The sequence below is a fragment of the Bradyrhizobium sp. WU425 genome, from assembly GCF_021052305.1.
Lineage (GTDB): Bacteria > Pseudomonadota > Alphaproteobacteria > Rhizobiales > Xanthobacteraceae > Bradyrhizobium > Bradyrhizobium canariense_D.
In genome coordinates this window covers 5,551,823-5,577,493 of sequence record NZ_CP088089.1, presented here as the reverse complement: position 1 = coordinate 5,577,493, position 25,671 = coordinate 5,551,823, and the positions used below count along the sequence as shown (strand labels likewise).

Below are 25,671 nucleotides of genomic sequence, written 5' to 3'. Positions count from 1 at the left end.
GGCAATCCAGTATCCAGAGACAGTGCCGCGATACGGAGGAGCCGCGGCGTACTGGATACCCCGCTTTCGCGGGGTATGACGGCAGAGTTGGGATGCATTGTTGCTCATCGGGCAAAACAATGCCGAGAGAGTAGCGCCCACCCCGTATGCGGAGAGCAGCAGTCCTAATACGAAATCTTTGGCGGCAGCTTCTTCGCCTTGGCGATGATGTCGCCGACCGACTTCTCCGAGGGCAGGATGCGGAGCAGCTTTTTCTTCTCGTTGGCGTCCCGCATGCTCTGGGCGAGCCTTGCCGGGTTACGGTAGGCGAGCTCGCGCACGGTGGTGACGCCGGCGGCGCGGACCAGACCGACCTTGGCCCTGCCCATGCCGGGGATGCGCATGTAGTCGGAGACGTTGGCCCATTCCAGCAGCAACTGCTCGCTGATGCCGGTCTTCACGGAGAGCGCCTTGCGGCCCTTCACGGTCGAAGCCGCCTCGAGCAGCGCGTCGGTGGTGCGGATACCCTGCGCCTTCAACTTGTTGGCGGCAAAGGCCGACAGGCCCTCAATCTCGGAGATCGGATATGTCATGATACTCGATGTGAAATGCGCAGGCGTCAGGCGAACTGGCTGAGGCCCGGGGTCCCCGCGATGATCTTGCCCATCTGATCCGCTCCGATTTTGTCTCGGCCGAAGCGAAAAAGTTCACGGGCGATGTTCTGAATCTCGGACATGCCAAGTCCCAGGCCCATCAGGCGCGTGCCGACCGCCATCAGGCCGCCGCCCATCAGCCGCGACAGTCCTCCGCCGGTGCCGGATGCCTCGATTGCCGCTTCTGCACCTGGAATCTGGTCGATCAGGACCTGGACGCTGTCGGAAGGACCCTCGTTGCGGAGGAAGCCCAAGATAATGCCGACGGTCTTTTCGGCGACAGCACTATCTATGCTGGCGTTTGTCGCCAGCCGCCCGATTAGCTCGTCCATATGGCCGCCCCTCAGCCGGTTCACATGCCGGAGTATTGCTTTCGAAAATGATCTTGAGCCGGTGTGGTGTGAAATACAAGCGATGAACGCCATCAACGTTCCGATTCATTCTCGAACGCGCGAGAAGTGTTGCAGTGATGCAAGAGCGGAGATGAAATCGGCAAAAAAATGCCGCGATGCGAATGCGTCCTTCCTACTTTCGGCGGATGTCCACCTGCATATTTCCGACGATGTCGCATGCCCGGAGCGCGTTGAATGGTTTCAATCAGCGCGCGACATGCGTTAAACTACGGAACTGTGCATTCGAGTTTCGATATGCGAAACAGGGCAGAGAGATCAGGGAATAATGACCGCACAGGACAGCAAGCTCGGTGATACCGACGACAAAATCTTCGTCGGTAAAGGAAACGAGCAGGCTTGGCTGACGCTGGCGTTCGCCAATCGCCACGGCCTCGTCACAGGTGCAACCGGAACCGGCAAGACGGTCTCGCTGCAGGTTATGGCGGAAGGATTTGCGCGCGCCGGTGTTCCGGTCTTCGCGGCCGACATCAAGGGCGACCTCTCGGGCATCTCCGAGGTCGGCGTGCCCGCGGATTTCATCGTCAAGCGCGCCACCGAGATGGGACTGACGTTCGAGCCCGACCAGTTCTCGACGGTGTTCTGGGACGTGTTCGGCGAGCAGGGCCACCCGGTCCGTGCGACCGTCACAGAAATGGGCCCGCTGCTGCTCGCACGTATGCTGGACCTGAACGACGTGCAGGAAGGCGTGCTCAACGTCGCCTTTCGCGTCGCCGACGACAACGGGCTGACCCTGATCGACATGAAGGATCTGCGCGCGCTGCTCGATGCCATCGTGCCCGATGCGGGCAAGAAGGGGACGGATGCCGAGGACAGTCCGCTTGCCGCGATCAAGAAGGCGGCGCAGGGTTTTGGTAATGTCACCAAGGCCACGGTCGGCACCATCCAGCGCCAGCTTCTGGTGCTCGAGAACCAGGGCGCCACCAAATTCTTCGGCGAGCCGGCGCTGACGCTGAAGGACTTCATGAAGACCGACCGCAACGGCCGCGGCATGGTCAACATCCTCGTCGCCGACAAACTGCTGCAGAGCCCACGGCTTTACGCGACATTCCTGCTGTGGATGCTGTCGGAATTGTTCGAGGAGCTGCCCGAGGCCGGTGACCTGCCCAAGCCGAAGCTGGTCTTCTTCTTCGACGAGGCGCATCTGTTGTTCAACGACGCGCCCAAGGCGCTGATGGACAAGATCGAGCAGGTGGTGCGCCTGATCCGCTCCAAAGGCGTCGGCGTTTATTTCGTGACTCAAAACCCGGTCGACGTGCCCGACCGCGTGCTCGGACAATTGGGCAACCGGGTGCAGCACGCGCTGCGCGCCTTCACCCCGCGCGACCAGAAGGCGGTCGCCGCTGCGGCCCAGACCTTCCGCCCCAACCCGAAGCTCGACACCGCCAAGGTGATCATGGAGCTCGGCAAGGGCGAGGCGCTGGTGTCCTTTCTCGAAGGCAACGGCACGCCGGCGATGGTCGAGCGGGTGATGATCCGGCCGCCATCGGCCCGGATCGGACCGATCACGCCGGAAGAGCGCAAGGCGATCATGGATGCAAGCCCGGTGAAGGGCAAATACGACACCGCCGTTGATGCAGAGTCCGCCTACGAGATGATCCAGAAGCGCATTGCCGGCACGGCGGCGACTGCCGATCCCGGCGCGGCTGGCGGCATTGGAGGCGGTGGCATCCTCGGCCAGATCGGCTCGATGGTCGGCACCATCTTCGGCACGAACGTCAAGCGCGGCCGCCTCTCGACGGGCCAGGTCATCGCCCGCGACGTGACCCGATCGGTCACCAATCAGGTAATCGGGGGGATGGCGGCCAATATCGGCAAGTCCGTCGCCGGCCAGCTTGGTGGCTCGATCGGCCGCACGCTGGTCCGCGGCGCGCTCGGCGGCTTGCTGCGCAGGTAGGCAGAAAGCCTCGTTTGAGGCAACTCCTCCGCAAACCCGCCGCTTGTGCGCGGCGGGTACAAATTCGGGTGATCAGGACTCTCCAAGCGTTCGTTGGTCTGCTAGGTGCTATGGCCCCTGACTGGACCACATCGTGACCTCACCTAAATCTTTCGTTCGATCCGGCGCACTCCGAACCCTGTCGTTGCGTGCGCCACTCGACCTGCTCTTCCTGCTCTGCTGCTTCATCCTGGCTGCCGATGTCCTTGGTCCCGAGATCTTCGGGCACGGCAAGACCAAGGACTACGGCCTGTGGTACTGGGCCGGGCAGCAGGTCTTGAAGGGTGGGCCGCTTTATCCCGGCGATATCCACCAGTACTTCGAGTTCATCTACCCACCGCTGCCGGCGATCCTGCTGGCAGTCCCGAGCTGGTTTGGCAAGATCGCGCTCTACAGCGTGCTGTCGATCCTGAATATTGCGGCGTGGTGGTACACCGGGATGCTCTCCAATGTCATGAGCGGTTCGGGCCGCACGCCTGGCCCTTGGCTGGAGGCGCTGCCCGCTCTCGTCACCGTGACCTTCGTGTTCGACATGTTCGATCTTGGCCAGCCGAACCTCGTCTTGCTGGCGATGATGCTCTACGGCTTCTGGAGTTTGCAGCATCAGCGCTCCTGGCTCGCAGGCTTCATGTTCGCGCTCGCCGCCGCCATCAAGGTGTTTCCCATTGCGGTGCTGCCCTATCTGGTCTGGCGGCGAAAGTGGGGAGCCGCCGTCGCTACGGTCGCGTTCGCCGGCATCCTTCTCTATATCGTGCCGGCCCCCATTCGCGGCTTCGAGCGCAACGCCGCCGAGGTCAAGACCTGGTATCAGGGCATGGTCGGGTCGAGTTCGGAAAAAGGATTTGGCCAGCGCGACGAGCAGAACTGGTCGTGGGTGAACCAGTCACTCATTGCTGTCACGCACCGGCTGGTCCGGCCAATCAACTACAATCAGGAGGATCCGAGCAAGCCGCCGCGCACGATGAATGTCATCGACGTCGATTACAGGACGGCGAACTGGATCGTGCTGGCGCTGTCGGCGTTGCTCGGACTCGGCTTCGTCGCGGTCATGCCACGGCAAGCGCGGCGCACGGCGCGCTCGGACGCCGAGGAACTCGGCATCCTGTTCTGCCTGATGACGGTGGCATCGCCTCTGGCGCGGCAATACTACTTCATGTGGCTGTTCTTCCCGATGACGGTGCTGATGCATCGTGCCGCCTTCGACGAGCGGGCGAACGTGCGCCTGGGAACCTGGCTCGCCCTTGGCGCCGCCGGCATCCTCATGCTGCTGGCGCTGCCGTGGTTTCCAAATGTCTTGCAGGCCTGGGGCAACAACCTCGTCGCCACGGCGGTGCTCGCAGCTAGTCTCGCATGGCACATCCGGCATCCGCCGGTTGCGGCTGGCCTCAACGCCGCGGCAGCGCTAAAAGCCGATAGTTCTTGAGAAGACATCTTGAGCCGACGTCTCGGGATTCGAACGCAGGGAATACGACCAATGGCAAATGCGCAGCTTCAATCCGTGCTCGACCACATCGACAAGGAGTTCGACAACAGCCTGGAGCGCCTGTTCTCGCTGTTGCGGATCAAGTCGATCTCCGCCGATCCGGCCTTCGCGGCCGATTGCAAGACGGCGGCCGAGCATCTTGCCAGGGACATCGCGAGCCTCGGCGTTGCCACTGAAGTGAGGCCAACCGCCGGCCATCCCGCGGTCGTCGGCAAGAGCGTCGCGGGCGGCCGTCCGCATGTGCTGTTCTACGGCCACTATGATGTGCAGCCGGTCGATCCTCTCGAGCTCTGGCACCGTCCGCCATTCGAGCCTGTTGTGACCGACCATGCCGATGGTCGCAAGATCATCGTGGCGCGCGGCGCCGAGGACGACAAGGGCCAGGTCATGACCTTCGTCGAGGCCTGCCGCGCCTGGAAGAAGGTGACGGGGTCGCTGCCGATCGACGTCACGTTCCTGATCGAAGGCGAGGAAGAAGTCGGCTCGAAGAACTTCGTGCCCTTCATCGAAGCCAACAAGGACGAGTTTAAGGCTGACTACGTGCTGGTCTGCGACACCGGCATGTGGGACCGCAACACGCCGGCGATCACGACCTCGCTGCGCGGCCTGCTCTATGAGGAGCTCAAGATCACCGCCGCCAATCGCGACCTGCATTCCGGCGTGTTCGGCGGTAGCGCGATGAACCCGATCCGGGTGCTGACCAAAATTCTCGGCGCGCTGTTCGACGACGACAATCGCATCACCATTCCGGGCTTCTATGATGGGGTGAAGGACACGCCGCCGGATATTCTCGCGCAGTGGAAGAAGCTCGATTTCACGCCGGACACATTCCTCAAGCCAGTTGGGCTATCGATACCGGCCGGCGAGAAGGGCAGGCTCCTGGTCGAGCAAGCTTCCACGCGTCCGACCTGCGACGTCAACGGCATCTGGGGCGGTTATATCGGTGAGGGCTCGAAGACGGTGATCCCGTCGCACGCCTCGGCCAAGGTCTCGTTCCGACTGGTCGAAGGGCAGGATCCGCAAAAGATCCGCAAGGCTTTCCGTGAGTACGTGACGGCGCGCATTCCGGGAGACTGCAAGGTCGAGTTCGGCGACCACTCTGCCGGGCCTGCAATCGCGCTCGACTGGAACATGAAGCCGCTCGCCGCGGCCAAGACCGCGCTGACCGAGGAATGGGGCAAGGAGACCGTGTTGATGGGCTCGGGCGCCTCGATCCCGATCGTCGCGGACTTCAAGCGTACGCTTGGGCTGGATTCGCTGCTCGTCGGTTTCGGCCTCGACGACGACAATATCCACTCGCCGAACGAGAAGTACGACCTCCGCAGTTTCCAGAAAGGCATCCGTTCCTGGGCCCGCATCCTCGCGGCGCTGGCGGAGGTGAAGTAGGGCGCAGTGCGTAGGGTGGGCAAAGGCGCAAAGCGCCGTGCCCACCATCTGTCCCGGATCGCGATCGGCAATGGTGGGCACGCTTCGCTTTGCCCACCCTACGAGACCTTACAAATAAAAACGCCGCCCGGAATTGGGCGGCGTTTCATTCCAAAAGGCGTAGAGGTTCGTTGACCGTTACCCTACACCAAATCCCGAAAATTTCAAGAGCGGTAGCCCGGAAGCTCGCGGTCCAGCTTGCGTAGCAGCGGTGGCCACACGAGGTTGGTGGCGCGCAGCTCGGCGCGGTCGCGGTTGGCGAGCAGCTCGGTGTTCTTGTCGATCGCGACATCGTCGACCGGGTAGACCGGCGTGCCCAGCGCGCGCGTACGCACCTGCATCGAGCAGGCTCGCTCGAGGTGATACATGCGCTCGAAGGCCGAGGCGACCGAGCGCCCGACCGTCAACGTGCCGTGGTTGCGCAAGAGCATGTGGTTGTGGTCGCCTAGGTCCTTCTGCAGCCGCGGCCGCTCGTCGTGGTCGAGGGCGATACCTTCGTAGTCGTGATAGGCGAGGTCGTGGGTGACGAGCTGGGCGGTCTGGTTCAGCGGCAGCAGGCCTTCGGCGCTGCTCGAGACAGCGGTGCCGTCGAGGGTGTGAAGATGCAGCACGCAGATGGCGTCCTCGCGAACCTCGTGGATCGCCGAGTGGATGGTGAAGCCGGCGGGGTTGACGCTGTATTCGCTCTCGGAGAGCTGGTTGCCGTGCAGATCGACCTTGACGAGGCTCGACGCCGTGATCTCGTCGAACATCAGCCCGTAGGGGTTGATGAGGAAATGATGGTCGGGGCCGGGCACGCGCGCTGAGATGTGGGTGTCGACCAAGTCGTCCCAGCCGTAGAGCGAGACGAGGCGATAGCAGGCGGCGAGATTGACCCGTTGCTGCCACTCGGCCTCCGTCATGTTCGACGGCACTTCCTTCAGGCGCGCTTCCGCTGGCGACATGGCTGATCTCTCCGAACATCGTTGTTGCAGGGAGGGAGCGTAGTCCTGCCGCGACCTGCCAGCAAGGCACACAAAGCGCGGCAGTCCAGCGTAGCCCGCATGAGCGAAGCGACATGCGGGGCTGCCTGATAGGCCCCGGATGTCGCTGCGCTCATCCGGGCTACGGTCCTACAAGAGAGAAGAATTTTTACGGCGCCGGGATCGAGAGCAGGCTGGAAATGCTGCTGCCGCGGATATCGTAGACGCGGGCGAACACCACGTCGTCGCGCTTGATCTCGACCAGCACGGGGGCGGTGAGGCCCTTGCAGTAGAACTCACCGAGCGTCATGGCGAAATCGGCGGCATTGGAATCCCAGCCAATGGTGAAGTCGGGGCCGAGCGCGACCTGGGCGGGACGCTGCGGACCGCACACGGCGACCTTCCATTTCCGGTTGCGCGGCGGCACTTCCTGGCGTTCGACCAGCTGCTCGCGCAATTCGTCGGAGGCCTGCTTCAGCGCGAGGCCCCAATAATCCAGCATGAAGCGGTCGTCGGCGCCGCGCACGGTGCCGGCGATGTGGTTGAAGTGGGTGTATTGATAGGGATGCAGGCGGATCATCTCGGCGAGCGAGAGCGCAAGGCCAAAGCAGAAGGTGGCGAGCACGACCGGCTGCCAGGTGCGATGATTGGCGCGCAGGCGCTCCATGGCCCAGCCAAAGGCGACGCCGCCGAGCACCGCCATCGGCGGGATCACGAAGACGAAATGGCGGATGCCATTGTACAGCGCCGGTCGCTTCACCATCGCGATCGCGAGCGGCAGCGTCGCGGCGAGCGTGAGCATCAGCAGGATGGTCTTGCGGCGGGCTGGGACCTCGCGGCGGGGCAGCATAACCAAGGTGCCGATCACGGCGCCGAACGTCAGCACCAGCATCACCTCGGGCAACTGAAGTGCGAACAGCGTCGGCAGATAGGACCAGGGCATGTCAGGCACGGATACGATCGCGCCGTCGAACATCTCCTTCCAGGGTTTCTCGAAGAAGTGCGAGAAGTAGGTCAGCGCCTCGAAGGGATTGCCGGGCTCCATGATCGACCACGGCCAGATCAGCCCCATCACGAGATAGCCGAGCACGAGGCCGGGCAGCAGCACGTAGACGACATGAGCGAAGCGTCGGACCGATTCGCGCAGGCCCTCGCTGCGCAGTTCCTCCAGGAACAGCGGCATGAAGCCGATTACGGCATAGACCAGCGCAAGGCCGCCGAGGATGCGGGTGCCGAGCGAGAGGCCGGCACCAAGGCCGACGATCAAGATCGTGCGCGGCGAAGGCTGCGGATATTCCTCGGCGAGGCGCACAAGGCCCAGCATCAGGATGATCATGGCCACGGCGAAGGGCGCATCCTTCGGGTTCATGAACATGTGGCCGTAGAAGATCGGGCAGAGCGCGAGCAGCAAGAGTGAGGCAAGTCCCGCAAGCGGGCCGCCGATACGGCGGCCGAGCCGCCACGTCACGGCAAGTCCGATCACGCCGACGACGGCGCCGACCAGACGGCGCGTCTCGAACAGCTCGAGCGGAATCACCTTGTGCAGGAGGGCCGCGACCATGTCGAAGCCGCCGCCATACATATAGAGGTTGGCGAAGGAGAGTGCCGCGGTGTCCTTGAAACCGGAACCGAACATGCGCAGCAGCAGGTCGGCATATTCGGCGTGGGTGTAGTCGTCCCAGCCGAGCCCATAGTCGCGGAAGGTCAAGCCTGCAATGACGGCGACCGCAGCCAGCACCAGCATGGCGAGATCGTCGCAAGTCCGTTCAACCGAGCGCCGCAGAGGCGTGTCGATCGCCGAAGTCGTGATGGATGTCATGGCTATTGGTGACCCGGAATCCCCTCTTGGCCCTGCTGGTGCGCGCGGGCCTGCTCCCCGGAATCCCTATAGCGCAGTTCCATTACCAAGTAATTGGGCATTATGGCTAAATTCCTGATGCAACGCAGCAAATCCGACCAACTTGAGAGCAGCCTAGAAGTAGCGAGCCGTAGCTGAAGGGAATGTGAATAAGTCCCTGATTTCCTTTCCTTTAGGAACGCAGCCTATAATTCGACGTTGGCGTGGAACACCGGATGACGGTATCGTGGCGTGACGAGTGTCGCGTATGGGCGCGCGGCCGGGGGTGAGTTCGATGGCGTTGGCATTGTTGATCGCGGGGATTTTCGCCGTTTTGGCGGGCCTCCTTGCGATCCTGTTCGGCTTCACCGTCAGGGAATTCAGTCTCGGCAGTACCCTCATAATCTCCGGTACCATCGGCGTCTGCTCCGGACTGTTACTGGCCGGCCTCTACGTGGTGGTCGCGGAGTTGAAGGGCATCGCCCGCCGGCTGGCTGGATCAATTGCACCATCCGACGTTCGGGTCAGGCCCGTGCTGCCGGGTCTCGGGATGGCCGGGACGCCTGCGCCTGAGCCGGCGGGCGCCGAGAAGATGGAGCCGGCGCCGCCATTGCCGGCCGCAGGACCGCCGCCTTGGCAGAACGAAGCAGCCGCGCGCGAGCGTCCGCGCGTCGAGCCGCCGGCAGCGCCGGAAGCTCCGAGCCCGCCTGAGGTTCCGGAACCGCCGCGCCGGCGCAACCTGTTGTTCGCCTCGACCTCCCGCAAGGAGCGTGAGCGCGCGGAAGCGAAGACCGGCGAGGGCTTGCCGCCGCTGCCGCATGCCGAGCCGTCGGCGGAGCCTGCCGCCCCGGAGACGCCGCCTGCGAGCTTTGACGACGCCTGGCCGAAGCCGGACCGTATGAGGCCTCCGGAGCCGCCGGCCGCCGCGCGGCGCCCGCCACCGCGCTCGCCGTCGACCTTCGCTGAGCCTGCTCCGCCGCCCGCACCCGAGCCTGCGGCTGCGGCCGAGCAGACGCCTGTGACCGTGCTCAAATCCGGCATCGTCGACGGCATGGCTTATTCGCTCTATTCCGATGGCTCGATCGAAGCCCAGATGCCTGAGGGGATGATGCGCTTTGCCTCGATCGACGAGCTGCGCTCCCACCTCGACCAGCGCGGCGCTTGAGAGCGGGCGCAGGCAAATCTGGTGCAGGCAAAGGTTAGCGTAGACAAGTAAAGCGGTGGTGTTCTTGTCACTTCGTCAGTAAATCAGCCCGGATTCCTTAGTCGTCCCATTTCAGCCGAACGTATTGTTGACACGGAATACTTTGGCGTCGTCTCTCGCGTGAGACGCAAGGTGGAGAAAGGCGGGGCCGATGTCGGATGCTGGGGCTAAGAATTTCGTTGAGCTGACGGCGGGCATCGTGTCGGCCTATCTCAGCAACAATCCAACGCCTGCGGCTGAGATTCCGAATCTGATCAGCCAGGTGCATGGCGCGCTGGTGCGCGTTTCGTCAGGCCGCACCGAGACGGCGCCGCTCGAGCCAGCGAAGCCGGCGGTCTCGCTGAAGAAGTCGATCGCGCCCGATTATCTGGTTTGTCTGGAAGACGGCAAGCGCTTCAAGTCGCTGAAGCGCCATCTGCGCACCCAATACAACATGACGCCGAAGCAATATCGCGAGAAATGGGGCCTGCCGGCCGACTATCCCATGGTCGCACCGAACTATGCGGTGGCCCGCTCGCAGCTTGCGAAGCAGATGGGACTGGGACAGCAGCAGCGGAAGCGGAAGTAGAGTTTCTACGACGCTTCCGCGAGCGCCTCTTTCGCGTCGGTCTTGATCCGCTCGACCATCGAGCGCAGGCCGTTCGAACGCTGCGGCGTCAGATGGTCGCGAAAGCCGAACTCGTCGAATACGGCAATGGCGTCGGTCGCAAGAATCTCCTGTGGCGTGCGGCCGGAGTAAAGCGACAGAACGATCGCGACCAGCCCGCGCACGATGTGGGCGTCACTGTCGCCGCGATATGTCAGGATCGGCGCGCCGTCATCGCGACGATCAATCAGCTTCTGAAGCCAGACCTGGCTGACACAGCCATTCACCTTGTTCTCGGCCGAATGCTCGGCTTCGGACATCGGTTCCAGGGTGCGGCCGAGCTCGATGACGTACCGATAGCGGTCGTCCCACTCGTCCAGAATCTCGAAATTATCCCTGATTTCATCGATCGTCGTCATGCTGGCCCAAAGTTCCCGTTCAGGCCAATATAGGGACGCAAAGCGCCGAAATCGATAGGGTTTGGGCGCTAATTCGCTGTCGCGGGCGCCGGGCCGCGCCATTCCAGCGCGAGGTCGTCCTGGGACAGGGTGTCGCGCGGCGCCTCGCTCGCAGCAAGATCGCCTTCGCCGGCCAGCGCGATCGAGCCGGTGTGGTCGGGCGCCTTCTTGTCGGGCTTCTCGAGCTGCTCTTTCTTGTCGTTAATGATCTGGTAGATCTTCTTTGCGCCGTCCTGCGCCCGCTGGCCGATGATGGTGGCGGCCTGTCCGCCGACCTCGCACGCCGTCGGCTGGCGCTTGCAGAACTGGGTCATGTCGGAGACGGCCGCGGTCGCAGCCTGCACCGCGTCGGCAGCGCCGATCTGCGGCAGCTTGTCCGATTCGGGCGTCTTGTCCCGCGGCAGGAGCACCAGCACCAGCCCGAGCCAGAATGTGATGCGAAGCAGAAAGCGCATCTTGCGTCCTGTATGTTAGATCCCGCCGCGGCGATCTCCGCGGATGTCGGACCTAGCAACTCTCGATAAATCGCAAGTGATTGCCTTCCGCTTAATTCGCGGAAAATTGACTCAAGAATCTTTGCTATCGATGGTGTCGTAAATTTTCGATTGACGTCCTTGCCGTGAGCGCTGCCGCCACGCCCGTCCACCATTTCGAAACCATGCGGATCACGGTGAAACCCTGTGTTCACCATCCTCGCCGATGACGTCGTCAAATCGTCTAAAAAGCCCTGCGATGACGGGGTGTCCGGCGGCGCGCCGCGATGCCTTAGTGTTCGTTTAAGGTCGCTCTGACACGGTGGCTCAACGATAAGGAGGCGTTCCGGCGCGTCTTCCCGACGAATGAGCCGAAGCGCGAGACCCGTGACAGTTTTGAGTATCATCCGCGATTGTCTCGATGCGCTGCTGCATCCCTCCGCGCGTTACGACGCGCTGACGCGAGCGCGCCATCGTGCCTTCATGGCCCCGCGGCTGCTCGGCAGCCTAGCCGCCTTTGCCGCATTCCCGGTCTATCTCGCCATGCGCGGCGCGCCGAGCGCGATCGAGGTGGCAGCCTTCGCCTGGCTGATTGCGCCGATCCTGTTGTCCTGGTTCCTGTCGCGCACCGGCCGTTACGAAGGCGCGCATGTGCTGTCGTCGCTGGCGCTCTCGGGCCTGATCATGGCGGTTGCGGTGACGACCGGCGGCATCGAATCATTCGCCGCAATCTGGCTGGTTGTCGTTCCCCTCGAAGCTGCGCTGTCGGCCTCGCGCCGCGTCGCGGCCTTTGCCTCGCTGCTGGCGCTGTCCTGCGCCGGCATCCTGATCCTCGTCAGCCAGCTCGGCTGGCTGCCGATTGGCGATACCAGCGCTGCGGAACGCGGCGTGCTGATAGCGTTCGGCGTCGCCTCGGCGACGCTCTATGCCGCAGGTCTGGCCTTCGGAGCGGAATCGCTCGCGCGCACCAGCGTTGCGCTGCTGTTGCGTGAGGAAGAGCGTTACCGCCTCCTGGCGCGGAACATGAGCGACGTCATCTCGAGGCATCAGCGCAACGGCGCGGTGCAGTTCATTTCACCGGCGGTGGAAGCCATGCTCGGCGTGCCCGTCGCGCAACTGCTCGGCCACGGCCTGTTCGATCGCGTCCATGTCGCCGATCGGCCGGCGTATCTGACGGCGCTGTCCGATGCCGCGCGCGGCGACGTGCGCAGTGTCGAGTTCCGGTTGCGCCGGGAGCGTGCCGGCTCTGAGCGCGGCCAGGTTGATTTCATCTGGGTCGAGATGCGCTGCCGCCCGCTCGATCAGGATATGGGCCGTGATGCCACGCGCGAGGCCGATGTCGTCGCCGTGATGCGCGATGTCACCGACCGCAAGCTCGGGGAGCAGGCGTTCGATCAGGCGCGCAGCGCTGCAGAGGCGGCGGACGCCGCCAAGACGCGCTTCCTCGCCACCATGAGCCATGAGCTGCGCACGCCGCTGAACGCCATCATCGGCTTCTCCGAGATGATCACGCAGGAGCAGACCTTGATGCTGGGCGCGGCCCAGCGGAGGGAATACGCCCAGCTCATCAACGATTCCGGCCAGCATCTGCTCTCGGTCGTCAACGGCATCCTGGACATGTCCAAGATGGAGTCGGGCAATTTCGAGATGGCGTCCGAACCGTTCGCGCCGCGTGCATCATTGATGCATTGCTGCAATCTGCTGGCGCTGAAGGCGCGGGAGAACGGCGTCGATCTTGTCACCGATGCGCCGCAGGATCTGCCTGTCATGACCGGCGATCCGCGCGCCTTCAAGCAGATCGTGCTCAACCTCGTCGCGAACGCCGTCAAGTTCACCGAGCGTGGCGGTCAGGTCACCGTAACGGCCGCGGTCTCGGGCTCGCAGCTTGCGCTGCGCGTCAGCGACACCGGAATAGGCATCGCGCCTGACGATCTCAAGCGCATCGGCGCGCCGTTCTTCCAGGCTGGCAAGACCTATCAGCGCCGTCACGAAGGCACCGGCCTCGGACTTTCGATCGTGAAGAGCCTGGTGGCGTTGCATCTCGGCGAATTGACGGTACAAAGCAGGCTCGGCGAGGGCACTGCCGTCACCGTCAAGCTGCCGCTCGTCTACACGCCGCAAGCCAAGACGTCTGATATGAAGACTTCTGATGGCAAGATGTCCGACAGCAAGGCGAGCGAGAGCAAGATCGCGACCCTGAAGCCGGTGCTACGCCAGGAAGTTCAGGACCATCCTCACGACCAAGTTCAGGACCAACCCGCTCTGGTGAAGAAAAGTGCCTAAAAAGTCTGCCAAGGACGAAGCCGCTCCGCGCCGCCGTGGCGCCAAGGCCGCGGTCATCGATGTCGAGACCGAGCGCAATCTCGTGCTGCGCGTGCTGCTGCATAGCCCCAAGGATACCCTGGCCGGTCTCGTCGCCGTTGCCGCCATCGGCGCGATCGTTGCCAATGCGCTGTTCCTGCAGACCGGCCGGCATCCAGCGCCGATGTTCGGCACCGTGATCAATCTTCCCGCACCGTCGTTCCTGGCGCTGTCGAACCCCTTGCCGCGTCCGCGTCCCGTCGGCGCCGATACCTCGCCGCTCGAGCCGAGAGCGACGGAGTTTCGTGCCGAACCCAGACCTGCGGAAAAGCCGCCTGAAAGGCCTGTCGAGGCGACCGCATCGACGCCGCGCTCGGGCGATCCCATGACCAATCTGGTCAAGCAAACGATTTCGGCGCCGCCCTCCGTCACGCGTCCTCCGGCGCCGATCCCCGTGCAGCAGAGCCCGGCCGCGCGGCGCATCGCCGGCGTGCAGCGCGCGCTGTCCGAATATGGCTACGGGAATTTGAAGATCACGGGCGCGATGGGCGCCGAGACCCAGTCCGCGATCCAGAAATTCGAGCGCGAGCACAAGATGCAGGTCACCGGCCAGCTATCCGACCGCCTGCTCCGCGAGCTCGGCGCCGCGATCGGCCACCCCGTCGAATAGTCGTGACTGTTGTGCGAAGGCTGGTGCTGATTGCACCGCTGTCCTATCGTGCGCTCCATGCGTTTGAAATCAAATATCTGGGTCTCAGCCTATCTGCGCCGGTGCCAGACCGAGGGCGTGTACGGCGCGGTGCGGCGTCGCGGCGCGGAGGAGGCGGGTGCGGTGTTCGTGAAGGTCTCGCTGCTTGACGGCAATGCGATGCTCTATGTGCCGGCGCCGCAGACCTCTTATGAAGACGGTCGGCCGGTCGATCGCTTCTTTGTGCCGCTTGCGCCGCAACCGATGCCGGAGCCCGCGGTGGAGGAGCGCCTGACCAAGGAAATCCGCTTCGACTCCGATATCTGGATCGTCGAGACCGAAGACCGCGCCGGGCGGCATTTTCTCGAGCTGGCGAAGGCCTAACGATCCGATCCGTCAGTCCCTGTCCGCACCGCGGGCGCGGAGCCGGGCTGCACGCCCGGGCGCGTCTGGCTTGCGCCCGCACGTGCGCGCTGGCGCTCGCTGTCATGCAGCGAGGGCTGGTACTTTGCGCGGGTGACGGCGAGCGTCGAGCCGCGCCAGGCGGCCAGCATCACCAGCGCCGCGCGATCGCTGAGGCGATCGTAAAGACGCGACAGCCGGTACACGTCGGTCACGGAGTTGCCGATCTCCGGCTTGAAGAACAGCAGGATACGCTGGAACACCGGGCTCGGCATGTCGAGCGCGCGCGCGGCGACTGCGAGCGCTTCGCCGCTTGCATCGTCGACGATCTGGGCTGCGACGCGCGAGGGCAGGATCAGGCTGTCGCCGAGCTCGGAGGTGAAATTCTCGACATCGCCCGCGATCGCCGCCATCTCGAGGATCTGGATCGCGCGCTTGGCGCGCACGGTCGGAATCCGCGGCGCCGCCTTCAGCGGGGTCTGCGCCAGATTGTGCAGGATCAGCGCGCGCTCGGCGGCGCCGGCGCGGAAGAACATGTCGTGGATATCGGCCGCGTCAGTTGGCTGCATTGCCATGTTCGAGGCCATGCGCAGCTCGGCGTCGCTTGGCGTGCGAACCGGCAAGGGGGCAGGAGGGGGGGCAGAGGCGGGCGCCGGGATTTCGCGCGCGAGCGGAACCCTGCGGCCCTCCTGCGCGGCCGACAGTCCGAGCTTCTGCATGATCGGGGCGGGTGTCGACGGATAGATCGCAAGCCGCGCCTTCACGGCCGCGCGCGTCGCGTCGTCGACCTGGTCGATCAGTCGTGTGGCGAGCTCGACGAACTGGCGCTGCTCGTCGTCGCTGTGGGTGCTCGACTGGACATAGAGGTCGGTCAGCACGCGCAGCAGCGTCGGACGAACATCGACGCCTTCGCGACGGGAGAGGGTCATCAGCCCGTCGAATCCTGGAAACAACGACTTGGTCATGGAGAGATACGCGACCTAGAAGAGATACTCGCCGGCAGCCTATCGCGGGCTCCTTTAAAGGCTCGTTAAGGAAAACGAGGCGTGAAGCCGAACGCCTGCTTTGAAGCGTTCTCGTGCCGCAACGGGACGGTGGGTCCCGCCCGTGCGGTTACGGTGCCGCCGGCACGTTTACACCCCGTTAACCATGAACTGATCTTAATGATCCCCATGTTGCAGAGGCGCGCCGGGTCGCGCGGCAATTGAAGAGAGCTGATATGGGGACCATCATCGAATTTCCGGCCGGTCGCCGGGTGGGCGCGTCGGTGGACGTGGCTCCGCGCGCGGACATGGGCACGATTTTGATCCTTCCCGTGATCCGCATCGAGCGCGAGAGCGACGAAACCAGCGGCGATCACGGGCCGGAGCAGGGCACAGCGCCGGGGCGCCGTCGTCGTCGCCGTTAGCCTTCGGACTTTGCAATGCCGGAGAACCTCCGTCAGATCCGGCCCATCGTAACGGCCCTCATGCTCGCAGTGCTGGGCGCGACGCTTGCCGCCTGTAGTGGCGGCGATTTCGGCCGGACCCGTGCCGACATGCGCAGCGACGACATGCATCGCTGGCTGGGCGCGGAAGTCACCTCCAGCGTTGGCCTGAAGCCATCCCGATTCCAGCTCACCGACGAGGAGCGCCAGCTTCGCGACCTCGCCTATCCCCTGATCGAGCCGCCGCTGTCGCGGCCCGCCTGGAAGAGCGTGTTCGGCGACTACAAAGCGCTGCCCTCGCCCTGGCGGCAAACGATCGTGTTCGACCGCACCATGTATGGTCGCACGCTGATCGACGAGCCGCACCGTTCGCATTCTTCGCGCTATACGCAGCTGATGGAAGACGTGCGCAACGACATCACCCGCTTCGAGCCGTTCTTCGCCTCCGCGATCCGCGTCATCGACCTCGACAAGAAGCGCAACGCCAGCATGGCGCGTGTCTCTTCCCTCTCGCCGAAGGAGAAGGAGGACGCGGTCGAGCGCATGCAGGAGAATTCGCTGATCATCCAGTGGGTGCAGCAGTGCCTCGAGCAGCGCGTGTCGTCCTATCGCTGGGGTCTGGAGCGGCTGGTGATCCAGGCGCCCGACGGCATGGCCGCCGATGCCGACCGCCTGATCGGCGAACTCGCCGCCCAGACCGCCAACCCGCCGGTCGCGGCCCAGCCGCCCTACGGCCGTGCGGTCGTCTCGAAGGGTTAGGATTTTCCGCGGGCGCGCGATCGTTGCCCCGCGGGCTTGCGCCGCTGCTTCCGGAGCTTGCTGACAAGATCCTTCAGCGCATCCGGTAGCGGCACGGATGCGCGATAGGCGAGCCCGACCTCGCGCTTGACCTTGACCTCGATCTCGCGCACCGCGACATCCGGATTGCCGCGCGCTACGCCTTCCGGGACGATGGCGATGCCAACGCCGGCTGCGACCAGCGCCATGGCCCAATCCTCTGATTGCGCGATCGCCGCGGTCTGTCGGGCCTGCGGGTTGCGGCGGAAGAACTCGCTTTGCTCGCAATGGCAGCGGTCGATCAAGGGGACGCCGGCGAGATCGGCGGTGCGAAGCTTCTCCTTCAGGGCCAGCGGATGCGACGGCGGCAGCGCTGCGACATAGCGCTCGCTCCACAGCGCCACGAAATGTTCGTCAGCGCGCAGCATGCTCTTGGAGATGATCCGCGCGTCGGCGCGCTCGTCGCTGCCGACGAGGCGGAGTGCGATGTCGGCGCGCGCCGTCAGCGGCTTGAGCAGTGCGATCGTCCGGGGCACGTCGAGCGTGCGCATCAGGCCGAGCGTCACATTGGTTTTGGTGCTCGGTCTCCTGAACAGGCTGCGCGCCGCGTCGGTCTCGTCGATGATGCGGCGGGCGAGCGTGTGAAACTGCTCGGCCGAGGCGGTTGGCGCGACGCCCTTCTTGTGCCGGATGAACAGCGTGGTGCCGAGCTCGGCCTCCAGATGGGTGATCGCGGTGGAGATCGACGGCTGCGAAACGAAGCAGACGCGCGCCGCCGCGGTCAGGTTGCGCTCGCGGTAGACGGCGGCGAAGTAGCGGAGTTCGCGTATGTCCATAGGATATGCCGATATTTTACCTATGGATCTAGCGATGACAAGAACGCTCTGCTCACAACAGGCAGGGAACGCGCGATGAAAATTCACCATCTCAACACCGGCACGATGTGCCCGATGGGGCGGCGCCTCGTGAACGGCACCGGCAGCCTGTTCCAGCGCGCCCGCATGGTCTGCCATTGCCTGCTGGTGGAGACCAATGACGGGCTCGCCCTGGTCGATACCGGCATTGGACTTGGCGATATCGCAACGCCCGATCGGCTGGGACGACGATGGCTGCGGCAGACCGCGCCAAGGCTCGATCCGGCGGAGACGGCGGTGCAACAGGTGAAGGCACTCGGCTATTCCCCCAAGGACGTGCGCCATGTGCTGCTGACCCATCTCGACCGCGATCACGCTGGCGGCGTGCCGGACTTCCCGCATGCCGCGATCCATGTCCATCGCGCCGAATACGACATGGCGGTGCAGCGCAAGCCGGCGCCGCCGGAAGGGCGCTATGTCACCGGGCAGTGGAGCCATGGCCCGAGCTGGACATTCTATGGCGAAGCCGGCGAGGACTGGTTCGGTTTCAAGGGCGTGCGCGCCCTCGGCGACGCAGAGGCGGACATCCTGATGATCCCGCTCGCCGGCCATACGCTCGGCCATTGCGGTATCGCGGTGCGATCAGGCGACAAATGGCTGCTGCACGCCGGCGACAGCTATTTCCATCACGGCCAGCTCGACGCATCGCCCCGCATGCCGCTGGTGCTGGGCTATTTCCAGCGTCGCGCCGACATGGACCGCGGCATGCGGATCGCCAACCAGGTGCGACTGCGCGCGCTGAAGCTGAACCACGGCGAACGCGTCACGATCGTCAACAGCCATGATCCCGTCGATTACGAGCGTTGCCGCTGCAACGCGCATTGATCGCGCCCGTCAGCGCTGTCCGTCGTGCGCGGAGATCGCGGATGCCGCGAGGCCTCCGATGCGCGCGTGAGGCCGGCCGCCGGTCGCCATCACGAGCCCGAAGGCGATCTCGTCGCGCCGTGGTGAATCCCACAGCGTCATCTCCGCGGTGCCGAAATGGCTGCGGACATAGGCGGCGTGGATGTGCCCGAGCGGAACCATGAGCCGCGTGCCCGGACCGCCGATGGTCTTCGCCGCCGGAACGATCGCCTTGGGCTGACCGAGCACCTCGCGCACGCCCTGACCGCCGGCCTCGTGCCAGACCGCGCCGTGCTCGAGCTCGCCGTCCTCGCCGACGATGATGCCCTTGCCATAGGCTTCGATCTGCGCGGCGCCGCCGAGCTGCGCGATCAGCCGTGTTGCGAGCTCGCGCCCGAGTTCGCGCAAGGATGCCTGAAACGGCATCAGGTCGGGTTCGAAGCGGCCCGCGAAAGGATTGCCGATCACCGCAATGGCCGTCCCGACCAGCAGAGGCTTCTCCAGCCGGGGACCGCGCTCGTGCCAGGTGGTCTCGACGCTAAGCGCGGTCTTGCGGATGTCATGGGACACGTCTTGAGACGACATGCGCAGGCGCTATGCTTCGTCGACGACGGGATTGCGCAGCACGCCGATGTTCTCGATCTCGACCTCGACCACATCGCCGGGCGTGAGGAAAACAGGCGGCTTGCGAGTGAAGCCGACGCCGGCCGGCGTGCCGGTGGCGATAACGTCGCCGGGGACGAGGTCGAAGATGGTCGAGCTGTACTCGATCAGCCGCGGAATCGAGAAGATCAGCATCGAGGTGTCGGACGACTGCACCACCGCGCCGTTGACGCGCGTCTCGAGCTTCAATTTGGTGGGATCGCCGATCTCGTCCGGCGTCACCAGCCATGGTCCGAACGGGCCGGTGCCGACGAAGTTCTTGCCGGAGGCGATCTGCTGGGCGTGACGCTGCCAGTCGCGCACGCTGACGTCGTTGTAGATCGAATAGCCCGCCACGTGATCCCAGGCGTCGGCCTGGCTGATGTGACGGCCGCTCTTGCCGATGACCACGGCAAGCTCGCCCTCCCAGTCGAAATTGTCCGAGACTTTCGGCCGGATCACCGGCGCGTTGTGCGCGACCTGGGAGCGCCAGACCCGGAGGAAGATCGGCGGAAATTCCGTGATCTCGCGCTTCATCCCGAACGCCACGGCTTCATTGTGGTGGTCGAGATAATTGCGCACGGCGCAGACGATCTTCTCCGGACGCGGGATCACCGGCAGATATTTGACGTCACTGAGCGCCATTGTGGGCTTGTGCCCGGCGACGATGGCCTCGCGCCCCGCATAGTCGTCGCTGCCGAGGAAGTCCGCGAGAACAGGATACTGGGGCAGGGCGCGACCGAGATCCACCACGCCATTCTCGGCAACGGCGCCCCAGCTCTCCCGATTCCCGTCCAAGAACGACAGCAGCTTCATGGTACGCCTCAAAGGTTGGCATTTTCGATCTTGCCTATTATTTTCGAAAATCAGGCGAGGCGCAAGCCCGCGACGATAAAAAGCCGTTGCCGCCTATTCGGTATCGAGCAGATGCGCGGCGTAGGTCGCCACGTTGTCGGCGGTCGTGCGGATATGCGCCTCGATCAGCTGCACCGCGAGATCCGGATTGCGCGAGATGGCGGCTTGCATGATCGCCTGGTGCTCGCCGGCCTTGTCGCGCGGGCGGGGGCGGAAATTGGCCGAAAGGTGCCGATAGCGCTCGGCGCGATCGAACAGATCGGCGCGAATGGCGAGGAGTGTCGCGGAGCCGCAGGCGGACACCAGCGCCTGGTGGAATTGGCGGTGGGCGATCTTCCATTCGGGATCGCGCAGCGGATGTTCCGGATCGCGCTGCTCGATTCGCTTCAATCTGTGCAGGGTCGAGATGACGGCGATTTCCCAGTCGTCGTCGCCCCGCTCGATCGCGCGGCGGATCAATTCCACCTCGATCAGCACCCGGGCATCGGTGACTTCCACCAGGTCCTGGCGGCTGACCGGCGCCACCCGAAATCCGCGCTGCTCCTGCGCGTCGACCAGGCCTTCGGCGGTAAGCGCCGTCAGCGCCTCGCGCAGCGTCGTGAAACTTACGCCGAATCGTTCGCGCAGGACGTCGAATCGCAGCGGCTCGCCCGGCGCCAGGCCGCAGGCAATGATCTCCTCGCGCAGCCGATGGGTGATGTCGGCGGCAACGGTCTTGCCGAATTCCTTGCGGGAGCGAATGGCGCTTTCGGACATGATTTCTGTCATTTGAATCGATGGCTCAACATGCCGCGCCAACGACCATCTTGCAATAATTTTCGTAAACGTTATGATTTTCGAAAATATAGCTGGGGAGGCGTGTGACATCATGAGAGCGGTGCTGGTGCGTCAGCCGGGTGGGCCGGATGCACTCGAATTGGTTGAGCTTCCGGTGCCTGTGCCCGGACCAGGCCAGGTGCAGATTCGCGCCGAAGCGTTCGGCGTTGGGCAGCCCGATGTGCTGATCCGGCGTGGCGTCTACAAATGGATGCCGCCACTGCCGGCCAATCCGGGCAACGACGTCGCCGGCCGCATCGCCGCGCTCGGGTCCGGCGTCGAGGGGCTTGCGATCGGCCAGAAGGTGCTGCTGAGCGCACGCGACCTGTCGCAGCGCGGCGGCTGCTACGCCGACTATGTGGTCGCGCCTGCGGACGCCATTCATGTGCTGCCCGACAATGTCGATCTGCAGGCGGCCGTGTGCCTGTCGAACTACCAGGTCGCTTACGCGCTGCTGCACGAGTGCCGCCATCCGCGCGCACCGGCGAGCGTGCTGGTGATCGGGGCGGCGGGTGGTGTCGGCACCGCGCTGGTACAGCTTGCCAAGCTCGCACAGATGAATGTCATCGGCACGGTCTCCACCGAGGAGAAGGCCGCATTCGCGCGGGGCAACGGCGCCGATGAGATCATCTTCTACCGCCGCGAAGACGTGGTGGCGCGGACCCGCGAGCTGACGAAGGGCGAGGGCGTCGGCCTCGTGCTCGATCACGTTTGTGGGCCTGAGTTCACCGGCTATCTCGGCGCGCTCGGCAAATGGGGGACGCTGCTGTCGTACAACGCCTTCGCCGGGTTGCCGGAAGAAAACCTGATGGCGGCGATGCGCGACCATCTCGACATCTGCCCGGCGATACGCTGCTTCTCCTTTCATATCTACGACCACGATCGCGACGGGCGTCGCGCGCTCATGCGCAATGTGATTGACGCGCTGAGCCGCAATGCGATCAAGCCGGCGATCTCGGCGGTCCTGAAGCTCGACGAGGTCAGGCAGGCCCACACGCTGCTCGAGCAGGGCTCCGCGCTCGGCAAGATCATCATGACGCCATGAGGGGGTGGATCGCACGATGACGACACAAGCACCCATTGCACGCTTCACCCGGCTCCGGCACGCGAGCTTTGCCTCGCCAGATCCCGAGCGGTTGCTCGACTATTACCGCGCCGTGATCGGTCTTGGCCTCGTCGGCCGCGACGGCAACCGCATCTTCCTCGCCAACGATGCCGAGCAGCTTTCGCTGGTGATCGAACCCGGCCACGCGGCGCTGACGAGCATCGCCTTCGAGATAGCTCCCGATGTCCAGATCGAGACGCTCGGCGCGGCGCTGAAGCAGGCCGATCTGCGGCCCGAACTTCAGAGCGATCCCCTGCCTGGCGTTTCCAGGCTGCTGTCGTTCAGCGATCCCGAAGGAACGCGCTTCGAGTTGATCCAGGGCTGGACGCCGACGCCCGCGCAGGAGCGGATCGGAGCGCTTGCCGTCAGCAAGATCGGCCATGTCGCGCTTGCTACGCCCGATCCGCGCGCGGCCTCGGAGTTCTACGCGAACATGATGGGCCTGCGCGTCTCCGACTGGATCGAGGATCGCTTCGTGTTCATGCGCAGCGGCTTCGAACATCACACGCTGAACTTCGCCCGCGCGCCCGTCCGTGGCCTGCATCATGTCGCGTTCGAGCTGCGTGGTGCCGCCCACATGCACGAGGCCTGCGATCATCTCGCGCGGCACAAGCTGCCGGTTCTCTGGGGGCCGGTGCGTCATGGCCCCGGGCACAACACCGCGATCTACCACCGCAATCCCGACGGGCATGTGGTCGAGCTGTTCTTCGATCTCGACCGCATGACCGACGAGGCGCTCGGCTATTTCGAGCCGCGTCCCTGGCATCGCGACCGACCGCAGCGGCCAAAAGTCTGGGTCGGCCTGCCGCGCGATGTCTGGGGCATGCCGCCATCGCCTGAATGCACGGAGTTCGCCCGCTAGCGGATCAAACGCGAGTTGAAGAAACGCCGCCTCGTCGCGGCCAACGATAGAACAACCAAAAGGGAGGACGCATCCATGCAACGGATGAAGCGGCTTGCTGCGGCGATTTTTCTGTTTGGCGGTTTTTTCGCAACCACTTCGGCGTCGGCGGAGAATTATCCATCGCGCCCGATCCGCCTGCTGCACGGATTTGCCGCGGGCGGGGCGGCCGACACGCTGTCGCGCATCATCGCCGACGGGCTCTCGAAAAAGCTCGGACAACCGATCATCGTCGAGGCCAAGCCCGGTGCCGGCGGCAACATCGCCGCGGATGCCATTGCGAAAGCGGCGGCCGACGGCTACACGATCGGGCTCGTCACCGGCGCTCACGCCATTTCCGCGGCGACCTACAAGAGCCTCGCCTACCAGCCGGCCGAGAGCTTCGAGATGATCTCGACGCTGGTCTATTACGCGCTCGTCATTGCCGTGCGTAGCGACTACCCGGCAAAATCGCTGGGCGAGCTCGTCGCCATGGCAAAGCAGAAGCCCGGTGCGCTCAGCTTTGGATCGGTCGGTTTCGGCAGCACGCACCATCTCGCAGGAGAGCTGTTGAACGCAGCCGCCGGCATCGAGATCGTGCACGTGCCCTATCGCGGCGATTCCCAATCCGTCACCGCGCTGCTCGGCGGAGAGGTTCCGGTGATCGTCGGCACCCCCGTCCTGCTCGCCTCGCAGATCCAGGGCGGTGCGATCCGCGGCCTGGCGGTGACCTCGCCGGCGCGCACCGCATTGTTGCCCGACGTGCCGACGGTTCAGGAAGCCGGTATCAAGGGATATGACGTGCGCACCTGGGCCGGCCTGCTGGCCCCGAAGGGAACGCCGCCCGGCATCATCGCCGCACTCAATGCGGCGACGCTGGACGCTCTCAAGGATCCCGACCTCAAGCAGCGCCTGGAGACCGCCGTCGGCGGCGAGGTTCGCGGCAGCTCGCCGGAGGAGATGAAGACGCTGATCGAGACCGAGATCAGCAAATGGATCGGCGTGGTGGAGCGGGCGAAGATCCCGAAGATCTGATGGTCGAAGTGCAAAAGTGAACATAGTACCGCCTCGCGCATGCGGTAGTTAACAGCGCGCGAATCGGATTTCCGCGCCGGCGCACATTGTTCGACGGCCCGCTTGAATGTCGGGCAGCGGCGTGCGTCATTGATCGCTCGGGAGGTGAGCGTGGCCGCCAGAGCAATCAGGTATTCGATGCGGGCGTTGATCGTTGCGGCTTGCCTGGTCGCGGCTGCCCAGTCCGCGGCTCAGGAAGACAAGAAAACCGACGACGACAAGCCTGCCGATCCCGATACAGGCGAGAGCACGGTCGAGGAGAAAACGCTCGGGCTGCTGCCGAACCCCTGGCAAAAGTACGGGGTGAAGTTTGCGGCCACCTATATCGGCGAGGTGCTCGGAAATCCGACCGGCGGTCTGAAGAAAGGTGCGGTCTACGAAGGCAGGCTCAATCTCGCCGTCGATCTGGATTTCGAAAAACTCGTCGGCATCGACAAGCTGACCTTTCACGCCAACATGTTTCAGATCCACGGCGAAGGCCTCTCGCGCTCGAATCTGCAGAATTTCTTCGTCGTCAGCGGGATCGAAGCGTTGCCCTCGACGCGACTCTACGAGGCCTATTTCGAGAAGCAGTGGGGCGACAAGAAACTATCGCTCAAGCTCGGGCAGCTGGCGGCCGACAGCGAGTTCTTCAATACCAAGTACACGGATGTGTTCACCAACGCCTCGATGGGTTGGCCGGCGATCACGTCGCTTGCTTTGCCAAGCGGCGGGCCGTCGCCGCCCTTGGCGGCCGTGGGCGCGCGCCTCCTGTGGAACGTGACGGACCAGTTGTCCGTCCTTGGCGCGATTTTCGACGGCGACCAGGCCGGGCCCGGTTCCGGCGATCCGCAGGAGCGTAACCGGTATGGCGTCAATTTCCGGGTCAACGATCCGCCGCTTCTGCTCGGCCAGGTTCAATATGCCTGGAATAACAGGAAGGGTGACCCGAACTTGACCGGCCAGTTCAAGGTCGGTGGCTGGCGTCATTTCGGATCGTTCGGGGATCAGCGCTTCGCATCCAACGGCGTCTCGCTGGCCGCGCCAACGAGCAGCGGGGAACCGCGGCTCTTGTCGGGCGATATTGGAGCCTGGGCGGTCTTCGAGCAGCAGATTTATCGGGTGCCGAACAGCGACGATCGCGGCATCGGCATTTTCGCACGCGTGTCCGGCGCGCCGGCTGACCGCAATCTGGTCGATGTCTATGCAGATGGCGGCGTCGAGCTCATCGGGCTCAGCAATGCACGCCCCGACGACAAGTTCGGCATTGCCGCCGGATATGCGCATGTCTCAAAAAGGGCCCAGACGCTCGACGCCGATTATGCCAGGTTCGTCGATCCGCGCTGGCCGGTGCGAAGCTTCGAGGGGCTGCTCACGGCCGTCTATCAATACCAGATCAAGGATGGCTGGACCGTTCAGCCGAACTTTCAATACATCGTCCATCCCGGTGGCGGCGCGACGGCTCCGGCTAGTCCGCTGCCGGGACGGGCATTGCGCAATGCCTCGGTTTTCGGATTGCGCACGACCCTTAAATTTTAAGTCGAGGCAAACGCGAGTGAGGCC

At 64.3% G+C, this 25,671-nt stretch carries 26 protein-coding genes; 15 read left to right on the top strand and 11 right to left on the bottom strand.

The window, feature by feature from the left end; all coding sequences use genetic code 11:
• Positions 1–164: 164 nt before the first annotated feature.
• Positions 165–572, bottom strand: a complete 408-nt coding sequence (locus BcanWU425_RS27105) for a DUF4332 domain-containing protein (protein ID WP_018456872.1) — start codon at positions 570–572, stop codon at positions 165–167.
• 26 nt (positions 573–598) lie between these two features.
• Complete coding sequence (locus tag BcanWU425_RS27100; RefSeq protein ID WP_018456871.1) at positions 599–964, bottom strand: hypothetical protein; 366 nt, start codon at positions 962–964, stop codon at positions 599–601.
• 346 nt (positions 965–1,310) lie between these two features.
• Between BcanWU425_RS27100 and BcanWU425_RS27095 the strand changes: the two genes are divergently transcribed.
• From BcanWU425_RS27095 to BcanWU425_RS27085, 3 genes are all read left to right on the top strand, one after another.
• Positions 1,311–2,939 carry a helicase HerA-like domain-containing protein gene (locus BcanWU425_RS27095; RefSeq protein WP_204510681.1) on the top strand — a complete coding sequence of 543 codons (1,629 nt, stop codon included), beginning with the start codon at positions 1,311–1,313 and terminating at the stop codon, positions 2,937–2,939.
• Between the two features lie 133 nt (positions 2,940–3,072).
• A complete protein-coding gene (locus tag BcanWU425_RS27090) occupies positions 3,073–4,401 on the top strand; it encodes a glycosyltransferase family 87 protein (protein ID WP_204510682.1) in 1,329 nt (442 codons plus the stop codon).
• A gap of 51 nt (positions 4,402–4,452) precedes the next feature.
• Positions 4,453–5,847, top strand: a complete 1,395-nt coding sequence (locus BcanWU425_RS27085) for a M20/M25/M40 family metallo-hydrolase (protein ID WP_204510683.1) — start codon at positions 4,453–4,455, stop codon at positions 5,845–5,847.
• A gap of 203 nt (positions 5,848–6,050) precedes the next feature.
• Here BcanWU425_RS27085 and BcanWU425_RS27080 read toward each other — a convergent pair whose 3' ends face one another.
• Together BcanWU425_RS27080 and BcanWU425_RS27075 are read right to left on the bottom strand one after the other, a co-directional pair.
• Complete coding sequence (locus BcanWU425_RS27080) at positions 6,051–6,830, bottom strand: class II aldolase/adducin family protein (RefSeq protein WP_018456867.1); 780 nt, start codon at positions 6,828–6,830, stop codon at positions 6,051–6,053.
• Between the two features lie 187 nt (positions 6,831–7,017).
• Positions 7,018–8,667: an ArnT family glycosyltransferase gene (locus BcanWU425_RS27075; protein ID WP_204510684.1), complete on the bottom strand. Its 1,650-nt coding sequence runs from the start codon at positions 8,665–8,667 to the stop codon at positions 7,018–7,020.
• A gap of 313 nt (positions 8,668–8,980) precedes the next feature.
• On the opposite strand from BcanWU425_RS27075, the gene BcanWU425_RS27070 reads away from it, so the two are divergent.
• A complete protein-coding gene (locus BcanWU425_RS27070; RefSeq protein ID WP_204510685.1) occupies positions 8,981–9,850 on the top strand; it encodes a DUF308 domain-containing protein in 870 nt (289 codons plus the stop codon).
• 190 nt (positions 9,851–10,040) lie between these two features.
• Complete coding sequence (locus BcanWU425_RS27065; RefSeq protein WP_231188698.1) at positions 10,041–10,457, top strand: MucR family transcriptional regulator; 417 nt, start codon at positions 10,041–10,043, stop codon at positions 10,455–10,457.
• A gap of 5 nt (positions 10,458–10,462) precedes the next feature.
• Here the strand turns inward: BcanWU425_RS27065 and BcanWU425_RS27060 are convergent, their stop codons facing one another.
• A complete protein-coding gene (locus BcanWU425_RS27060) occupies positions 10,463–10,894 on the bottom strand; it encodes a SufE family protein (protein ID WP_018456863.1) in 432 nt (143 codons plus the stop codon).
• A gap of 68 nt (positions 10,895–10,962) precedes the next feature.
• Positions 10,963–11,388, bottom strand: coding sequence for a DUF5330 domain-containing protein (locus BcanWU425_RS27055; protein WP_085362369.1), 426 nt, complete (start codon positions 11,386–11,388; stop codon positions 10,963–10,965).
• A 384-nt stretch (positions 11,389–11,772) separates the two neighbouring features.
• Here BcanWU425_RS27055 and BcanWU425_RS27050 point away from each other — a divergent pair, with 384 nt between their 5' ends.
• Genes BcanWU425_RS27050 through BcanWU425_RS27040 form a run of 3 tightly spaced genes read left to right on the top strand, consistent with a single transcriptional unit; the run spans position 11,773 to position 14,779 of the window.
• Positions 11,773–13,689 (top strand): PAS domain-containing sensor histidine kinase, encoded by a 1,917-nt coding sequence (locus tag BcanWU425_RS27050; protein WP_204510686.1) that lies wholly within the window; start codon positions 11,773–11,775, stop codon positions 13,687–13,689.
• The gene (locus BcanWU425_RS27045; protein ID WP_204510687.1) at positions 13,682–14,377 is read left to right on the top strand and encodes a peptidoglycan-binding domain-containing protein; all 696 of its coding nucleotides are present in this window, start codon (positions 13,682–13,684) and stop codon (positions 14,375–14,377) included. The genes BcanWU425_RS27050 and BcanWU425_RS27045 overlap by 8 nt, the downstream gene beginning before the upstream one ends.
• 57 nt (positions 14,378–14,434) lie before the next feature.
• Complete coding sequence (locus BcanWU425_RS27040; RefSeq protein WP_204510688.1) at positions 14,435–14,779, top strand: DUF1491 family protein; 345 nt, start codon at positions 14,435–14,437, stop codon at positions 14,777–14,779.
• On the opposite strand, the gene BcanWU425_RS27035 is transcribed toward BcanWU425_RS27040, so the two are convergent.
• On the bottom strand, positions 14,776–15,762 hold the full coding sequence (locus BcanWU425_RS27035) for a DUF2336 domain-containing protein (protein WP_204510689.1): 987 nt from the start codon (positions 15,760–15,762) through the stop codon (positions 14,776–14,778). The genes BcanWU425_RS27040 and BcanWU425_RS27035 overlap by 4 nt on opposite strands.
• A 254-nt stretch (positions 15,763–16,016) precedes the next feature.
• On the opposite strand from BcanWU425_RS27035, the gene BcanWU425_RS27030 reads away from it, so the two are divergent.
• Positions 16,017–16,205 carry a hypothetical protein gene (locus tag BcanWU425_RS27030; RefSeq protein ID WP_018458490.1) on the top strand — a complete coding sequence of 63 codons (189 nt, stop codon included), beginning with the start codon at positions 16,017–16,019 and terminating at the stop codon, positions 16,203–16,205.
• Between the two features lie 15 nt (positions 16,206–16,220).
• Entirely contained in the window at positions 16,221–16,982 is a 762-nt protein-coding gene (locus tag BcanWU425_RS27025; RefSeq protein WP_204510690.1) for a hypothetical protein, read from the top strand.
• Here BcanWU425_RS27025 and BcanWU425_RS27020 read toward each other — a convergent pair.
• Positions 16,979–17,836: a LysR family transcriptional regulator gene (locus tag BcanWU425_RS27020; RefSeq protein WP_204510691.1), complete on the bottom strand. Its 858-nt coding sequence runs from the start codon at positions 17,834–17,836 to the stop codon at positions 16,979–16,981. The two genes, BcanWU425_RS27025 and BcanWU425_RS27020, sit on opposite strands and share 4 nt — an antisense overlap.
• Positions 17,837–17,911: 75 nt before the next feature.
• Here BcanWU425_RS27020 and BcanWU425_RS27015 point away from each other — a divergent pair, with 75 nt between their 5' ends.
• On the top strand, positions 17,912–18,739 hold the full coding sequence (locus BcanWU425_RS27015; RefSeq protein WP_026233595.1) for an MBL fold metallo-hydrolase: 828 nt from the start codon (positions 17,912–17,914) through the stop codon (positions 18,737–18,739).
• Positions 18,740–18,748: 9 nt separating this feature from the next.
• On the opposite strand, the gene BcanWU425_RS27010 is transcribed toward BcanWU425_RS27015, so the two are convergent.
• The 3 genes from BcanWU425_RS27010 to BcanWU425_RS27000 form a co-directional block, all read right to left on the bottom strand.
• Positions 18,749–19,342: an amino acid synthesis family protein gene (locus BcanWU425_RS27010; protein ID WP_204510692.1), complete on the bottom strand. Its 594-nt coding sequence runs from the start codon at positions 19,340–19,342 to the stop codon at positions 18,749–18,751.
• A gap of 9 nt (positions 19,343–19,351) precedes the next feature.
• Positions 19,352–20,215, bottom strand: a complete 864-nt coding sequence (locus BcanWU425_RS27005; RefSeq protein ID WP_204510693.1) for a fumarylacetoacetate hydrolase family protein — start codon at positions 20,213–20,215, stop codon at positions 19,352–19,354.
• 93 nt (positions 20,216–20,308) lie between these two features.
• The gene (locus BcanWU425_RS27000; RefSeq protein ID WP_018458496.1) at positions 20,309–21,010 is read right to left on the bottom strand and encodes a GntR family transcriptional regulator; all 702 of its coding nucleotides are present in this window, start codon (positions 21,008–21,010) and stop codon (positions 20,309–20,311) included.
• Positions 21,011–21,122: 112 nt separating this feature from the next.
• Here BcanWU425_RS27000 and BcanWU425_RS26995 point away from each other — a divergent pair, with 112 nt between their 5' ends.
• The 4 genes from BcanWU425_RS26995 to BcanWU425_RS26980 all read left to right on the top strand — a co-directional run bounded on the left by BcanWU425_RS26995 (position 21,123) and on the right by BcanWU425_RS26980 (position 25,647).
• Complete coding sequence (locus tag BcanWU425_RS26995) at positions 21,123–22,115, top strand: zinc-dependent alcohol dehydrogenase family protein (RefSeq protein WP_018458497.1); 993 nt, start codon at positions 21,123–21,125, stop codon at positions 22,113–22,115.
• Positions 22,116–22,131: 16 nt separating this feature from the next.
• Complete coding sequence (locus tag BcanWU425_RS26990; protein ID WP_085395560.1) at positions 22,132–23,037, top strand: VOC family protein; 906 nt, start codon at positions 22,132–22,134, stop codon at positions 23,035–23,037.
• Positions 23,038–23,112: 75 nt separating this feature from the next.
• Complete coding sequence (locus tag BcanWU425_RS26985) at positions 23,113–24,090, top strand: tripartite tricarboxylate transporter substrate binding protein (RefSeq protein ID WP_204510694.1); 978 nt, start codon at positions 23,113–23,115, stop codon at positions 24,088–24,090.
• Between the two features lie 177 nt (positions 24,091–24,267).
• Complete coding sequence (locus BcanWU425_RS26980) at positions 24,268–25,647, top strand: carbohydrate porin (protein ID WP_204513911.1); 1,380 nt, start codon at positions 24,268–24,270, stop codon at positions 25,645–25,647.
• Positions 25,648–25,671: the final 24 nt, after the last annotated feature.

Excerpts from the sequence above, each read along its gene's own strand:
- BcanWU425_RS27105 (WP_018456872.1), bottom strand. The coding sequence starts at position 572 with ATGACATATCCGATCTCCGAGATTGAGGGCCTGTCGGCCTTTGCCGCC.
- BcanWU425_RS27100 (WP_018456871.1), bottom strand. The coding sequence starts at position 964 with ATGGACGAGCTAATCGGGCGGCTGGCGACAAACGCCAGCATAGATAGT.
- BcanWU425_RS27095 (WP_204510681.1), top strand. The coding sequence starts at position 1,311 with ATGACCGCACAGGACAGCAAGCTCGGTGATACCGACGACAAAATCTTC.
- BcanWU425_RS27085 (WP_204510683.1), top strand. The coding sequence starts at position 4,453 with ATGGCAAATGCGCAGCTTCAATCCGTGCTCGACCACATCGACAAGGAG.
- BcanWU425_RS27080 (WP_018456867.1), bottom strand. The coding sequence starts at position 6,830 with ATGTCGCCAGCGGAAGCGCGCCTGAAGGAAGTGCCGTCGAACATGACG.
- BcanWU425_RS27075 (WP_204510684.1), bottom strand. The coding sequence starts at position 8,667 with ATGACATCCATCACGACTTCGGCGATCGACACGCCTCTGCGGCGCTCG.
- BcanWU425_RS27070 (WP_204510685.1), top strand. The coding sequence starts at position 8,981 with ATGGCGTTGGCATTGTTGATCGCGGGGATTTTCGCCGTTTTGGCGGGC.
- BcanWU425_RS27065 (WP_231188698.1), top strand. The coding sequence starts at position 10,041 with ATGTCGGATGCTGGGGCTAAGAATTTCGTTGAGCTGACGGCGGGCATC.
- BcanWU425_RS27060 (WP_018456863.1), bottom strand. The coding sequence starts at position 10,894 with ATGACGACGATCGATGAAATCAGGGATAATTTCGAGATTCTGGACGAG.
- BcanWU425_RS27055 (WP_085362369.1), bottom strand. The coding sequence starts at position 11,388 with ATGCGCTTTCTGCTTCGCATCACATTCTGGCTCGGGCTGGTGCTGGTG.
- BcanWU425_RS27050 (WP_204510686.1), top strand. The coding sequence starts at position 11,773 with ATGAGCCGAAGCGCGAGACCCGTGACAGTTTTGAGTATCATCCGCGAT.
- BcanWU425_RS27040 (WP_204510688.1), top strand. The coding sequence starts at position 14,435 with ATGCGTTTGAAATCAAATATCTGGGTCTCAGCCTATCTGCGCCGGTGC.
- BcanWU425_RS27035 (WP_204510689.1), bottom strand. The coding sequence starts at position 15,762 with ATGACCAAGTCGTTGTTTCCAGGATTCGACGGGCTGATGACCCTCTCC.
- BcanWU425_RS27030 (WP_018458490.1), top strand. The coding sequence starts at position 16,017 with ATGGGGACCATCATCGAATTTCCGGCCGGTCGCCGGGTGGGCGCGTCG.
- BcanWU425_RS27025 (WP_204510690.1), top strand. The coding sequence starts at position 16,221 with ATGCCGGAGAACCTCCGTCAGATCCGGCCCATCGTAACGGCCCTCATG.
- BcanWU425_RS27020 (WP_204510691.1), bottom strand. The coding sequence starts at position 17,836 with ATGGACATACGCGAACTCCGCTACTTCGCCGCCGTCTACCGCGAGCGC.
- BcanWU425_RS27015 (WP_026233595.1), top strand. The coding sequence starts at position 17,912 with ATGAAAATTCACCATCTCAACACCGGCACGATGTGCCCGATGGGGCGG.
- BcanWU425_RS27010 (WP_204510692.1), bottom strand. The coding sequence starts at position 19,342 with ATGTCGTCTCAAGACGTGTCCCATGACATCCGCAAGACCGCGCTTAGC.
- BcanWU425_RS27005 (WP_204510693.1), bottom strand. The coding sequence starts at position 20,215 with ATGAAGCTGCTGTCGTTCTTGGACGGGAATCGGGAGAGCTGGGGCGCC.
- BcanWU425_RS27000 (WP_018458496.1), bottom strand. The coding sequence starts at position 21,010 with ATGTCCGAAAGCGCCATTCGCTCCCGCAAGGAATTCGGCAAGACCGTT.
- BcanWU425_RS26995 (WP_018458497.1), top strand. The coding sequence starts at position 21,123 with ATGAGAGCGGTGCTGGTGCGTCAGCCGGGTGGGCCGGATGCACTCGAA.
- BcanWU425_RS26990 (WP_085395560.1), top strand. The coding sequence starts at position 22,132 with ATGACGACACAAGCACCCATTGCACGCTTCACCCGGCTCCGGCACGCG.
- BcanWU425_RS26985 (WP_204510694.1), top strand. The coding sequence starts at position 23,113 with ATGCAACGGATGAAGCGGCTTGCTGCGGCGATTTTTCTGTTTGGCGGT.
- BcanWU425_RS26980 (WP_204513911.1), top strand. The coding sequence starts at position 24,268 with ATGCGGGCGTTGATCGTTGCGGCTTGCCTGGTCGCGGCTGCCCAGTCC.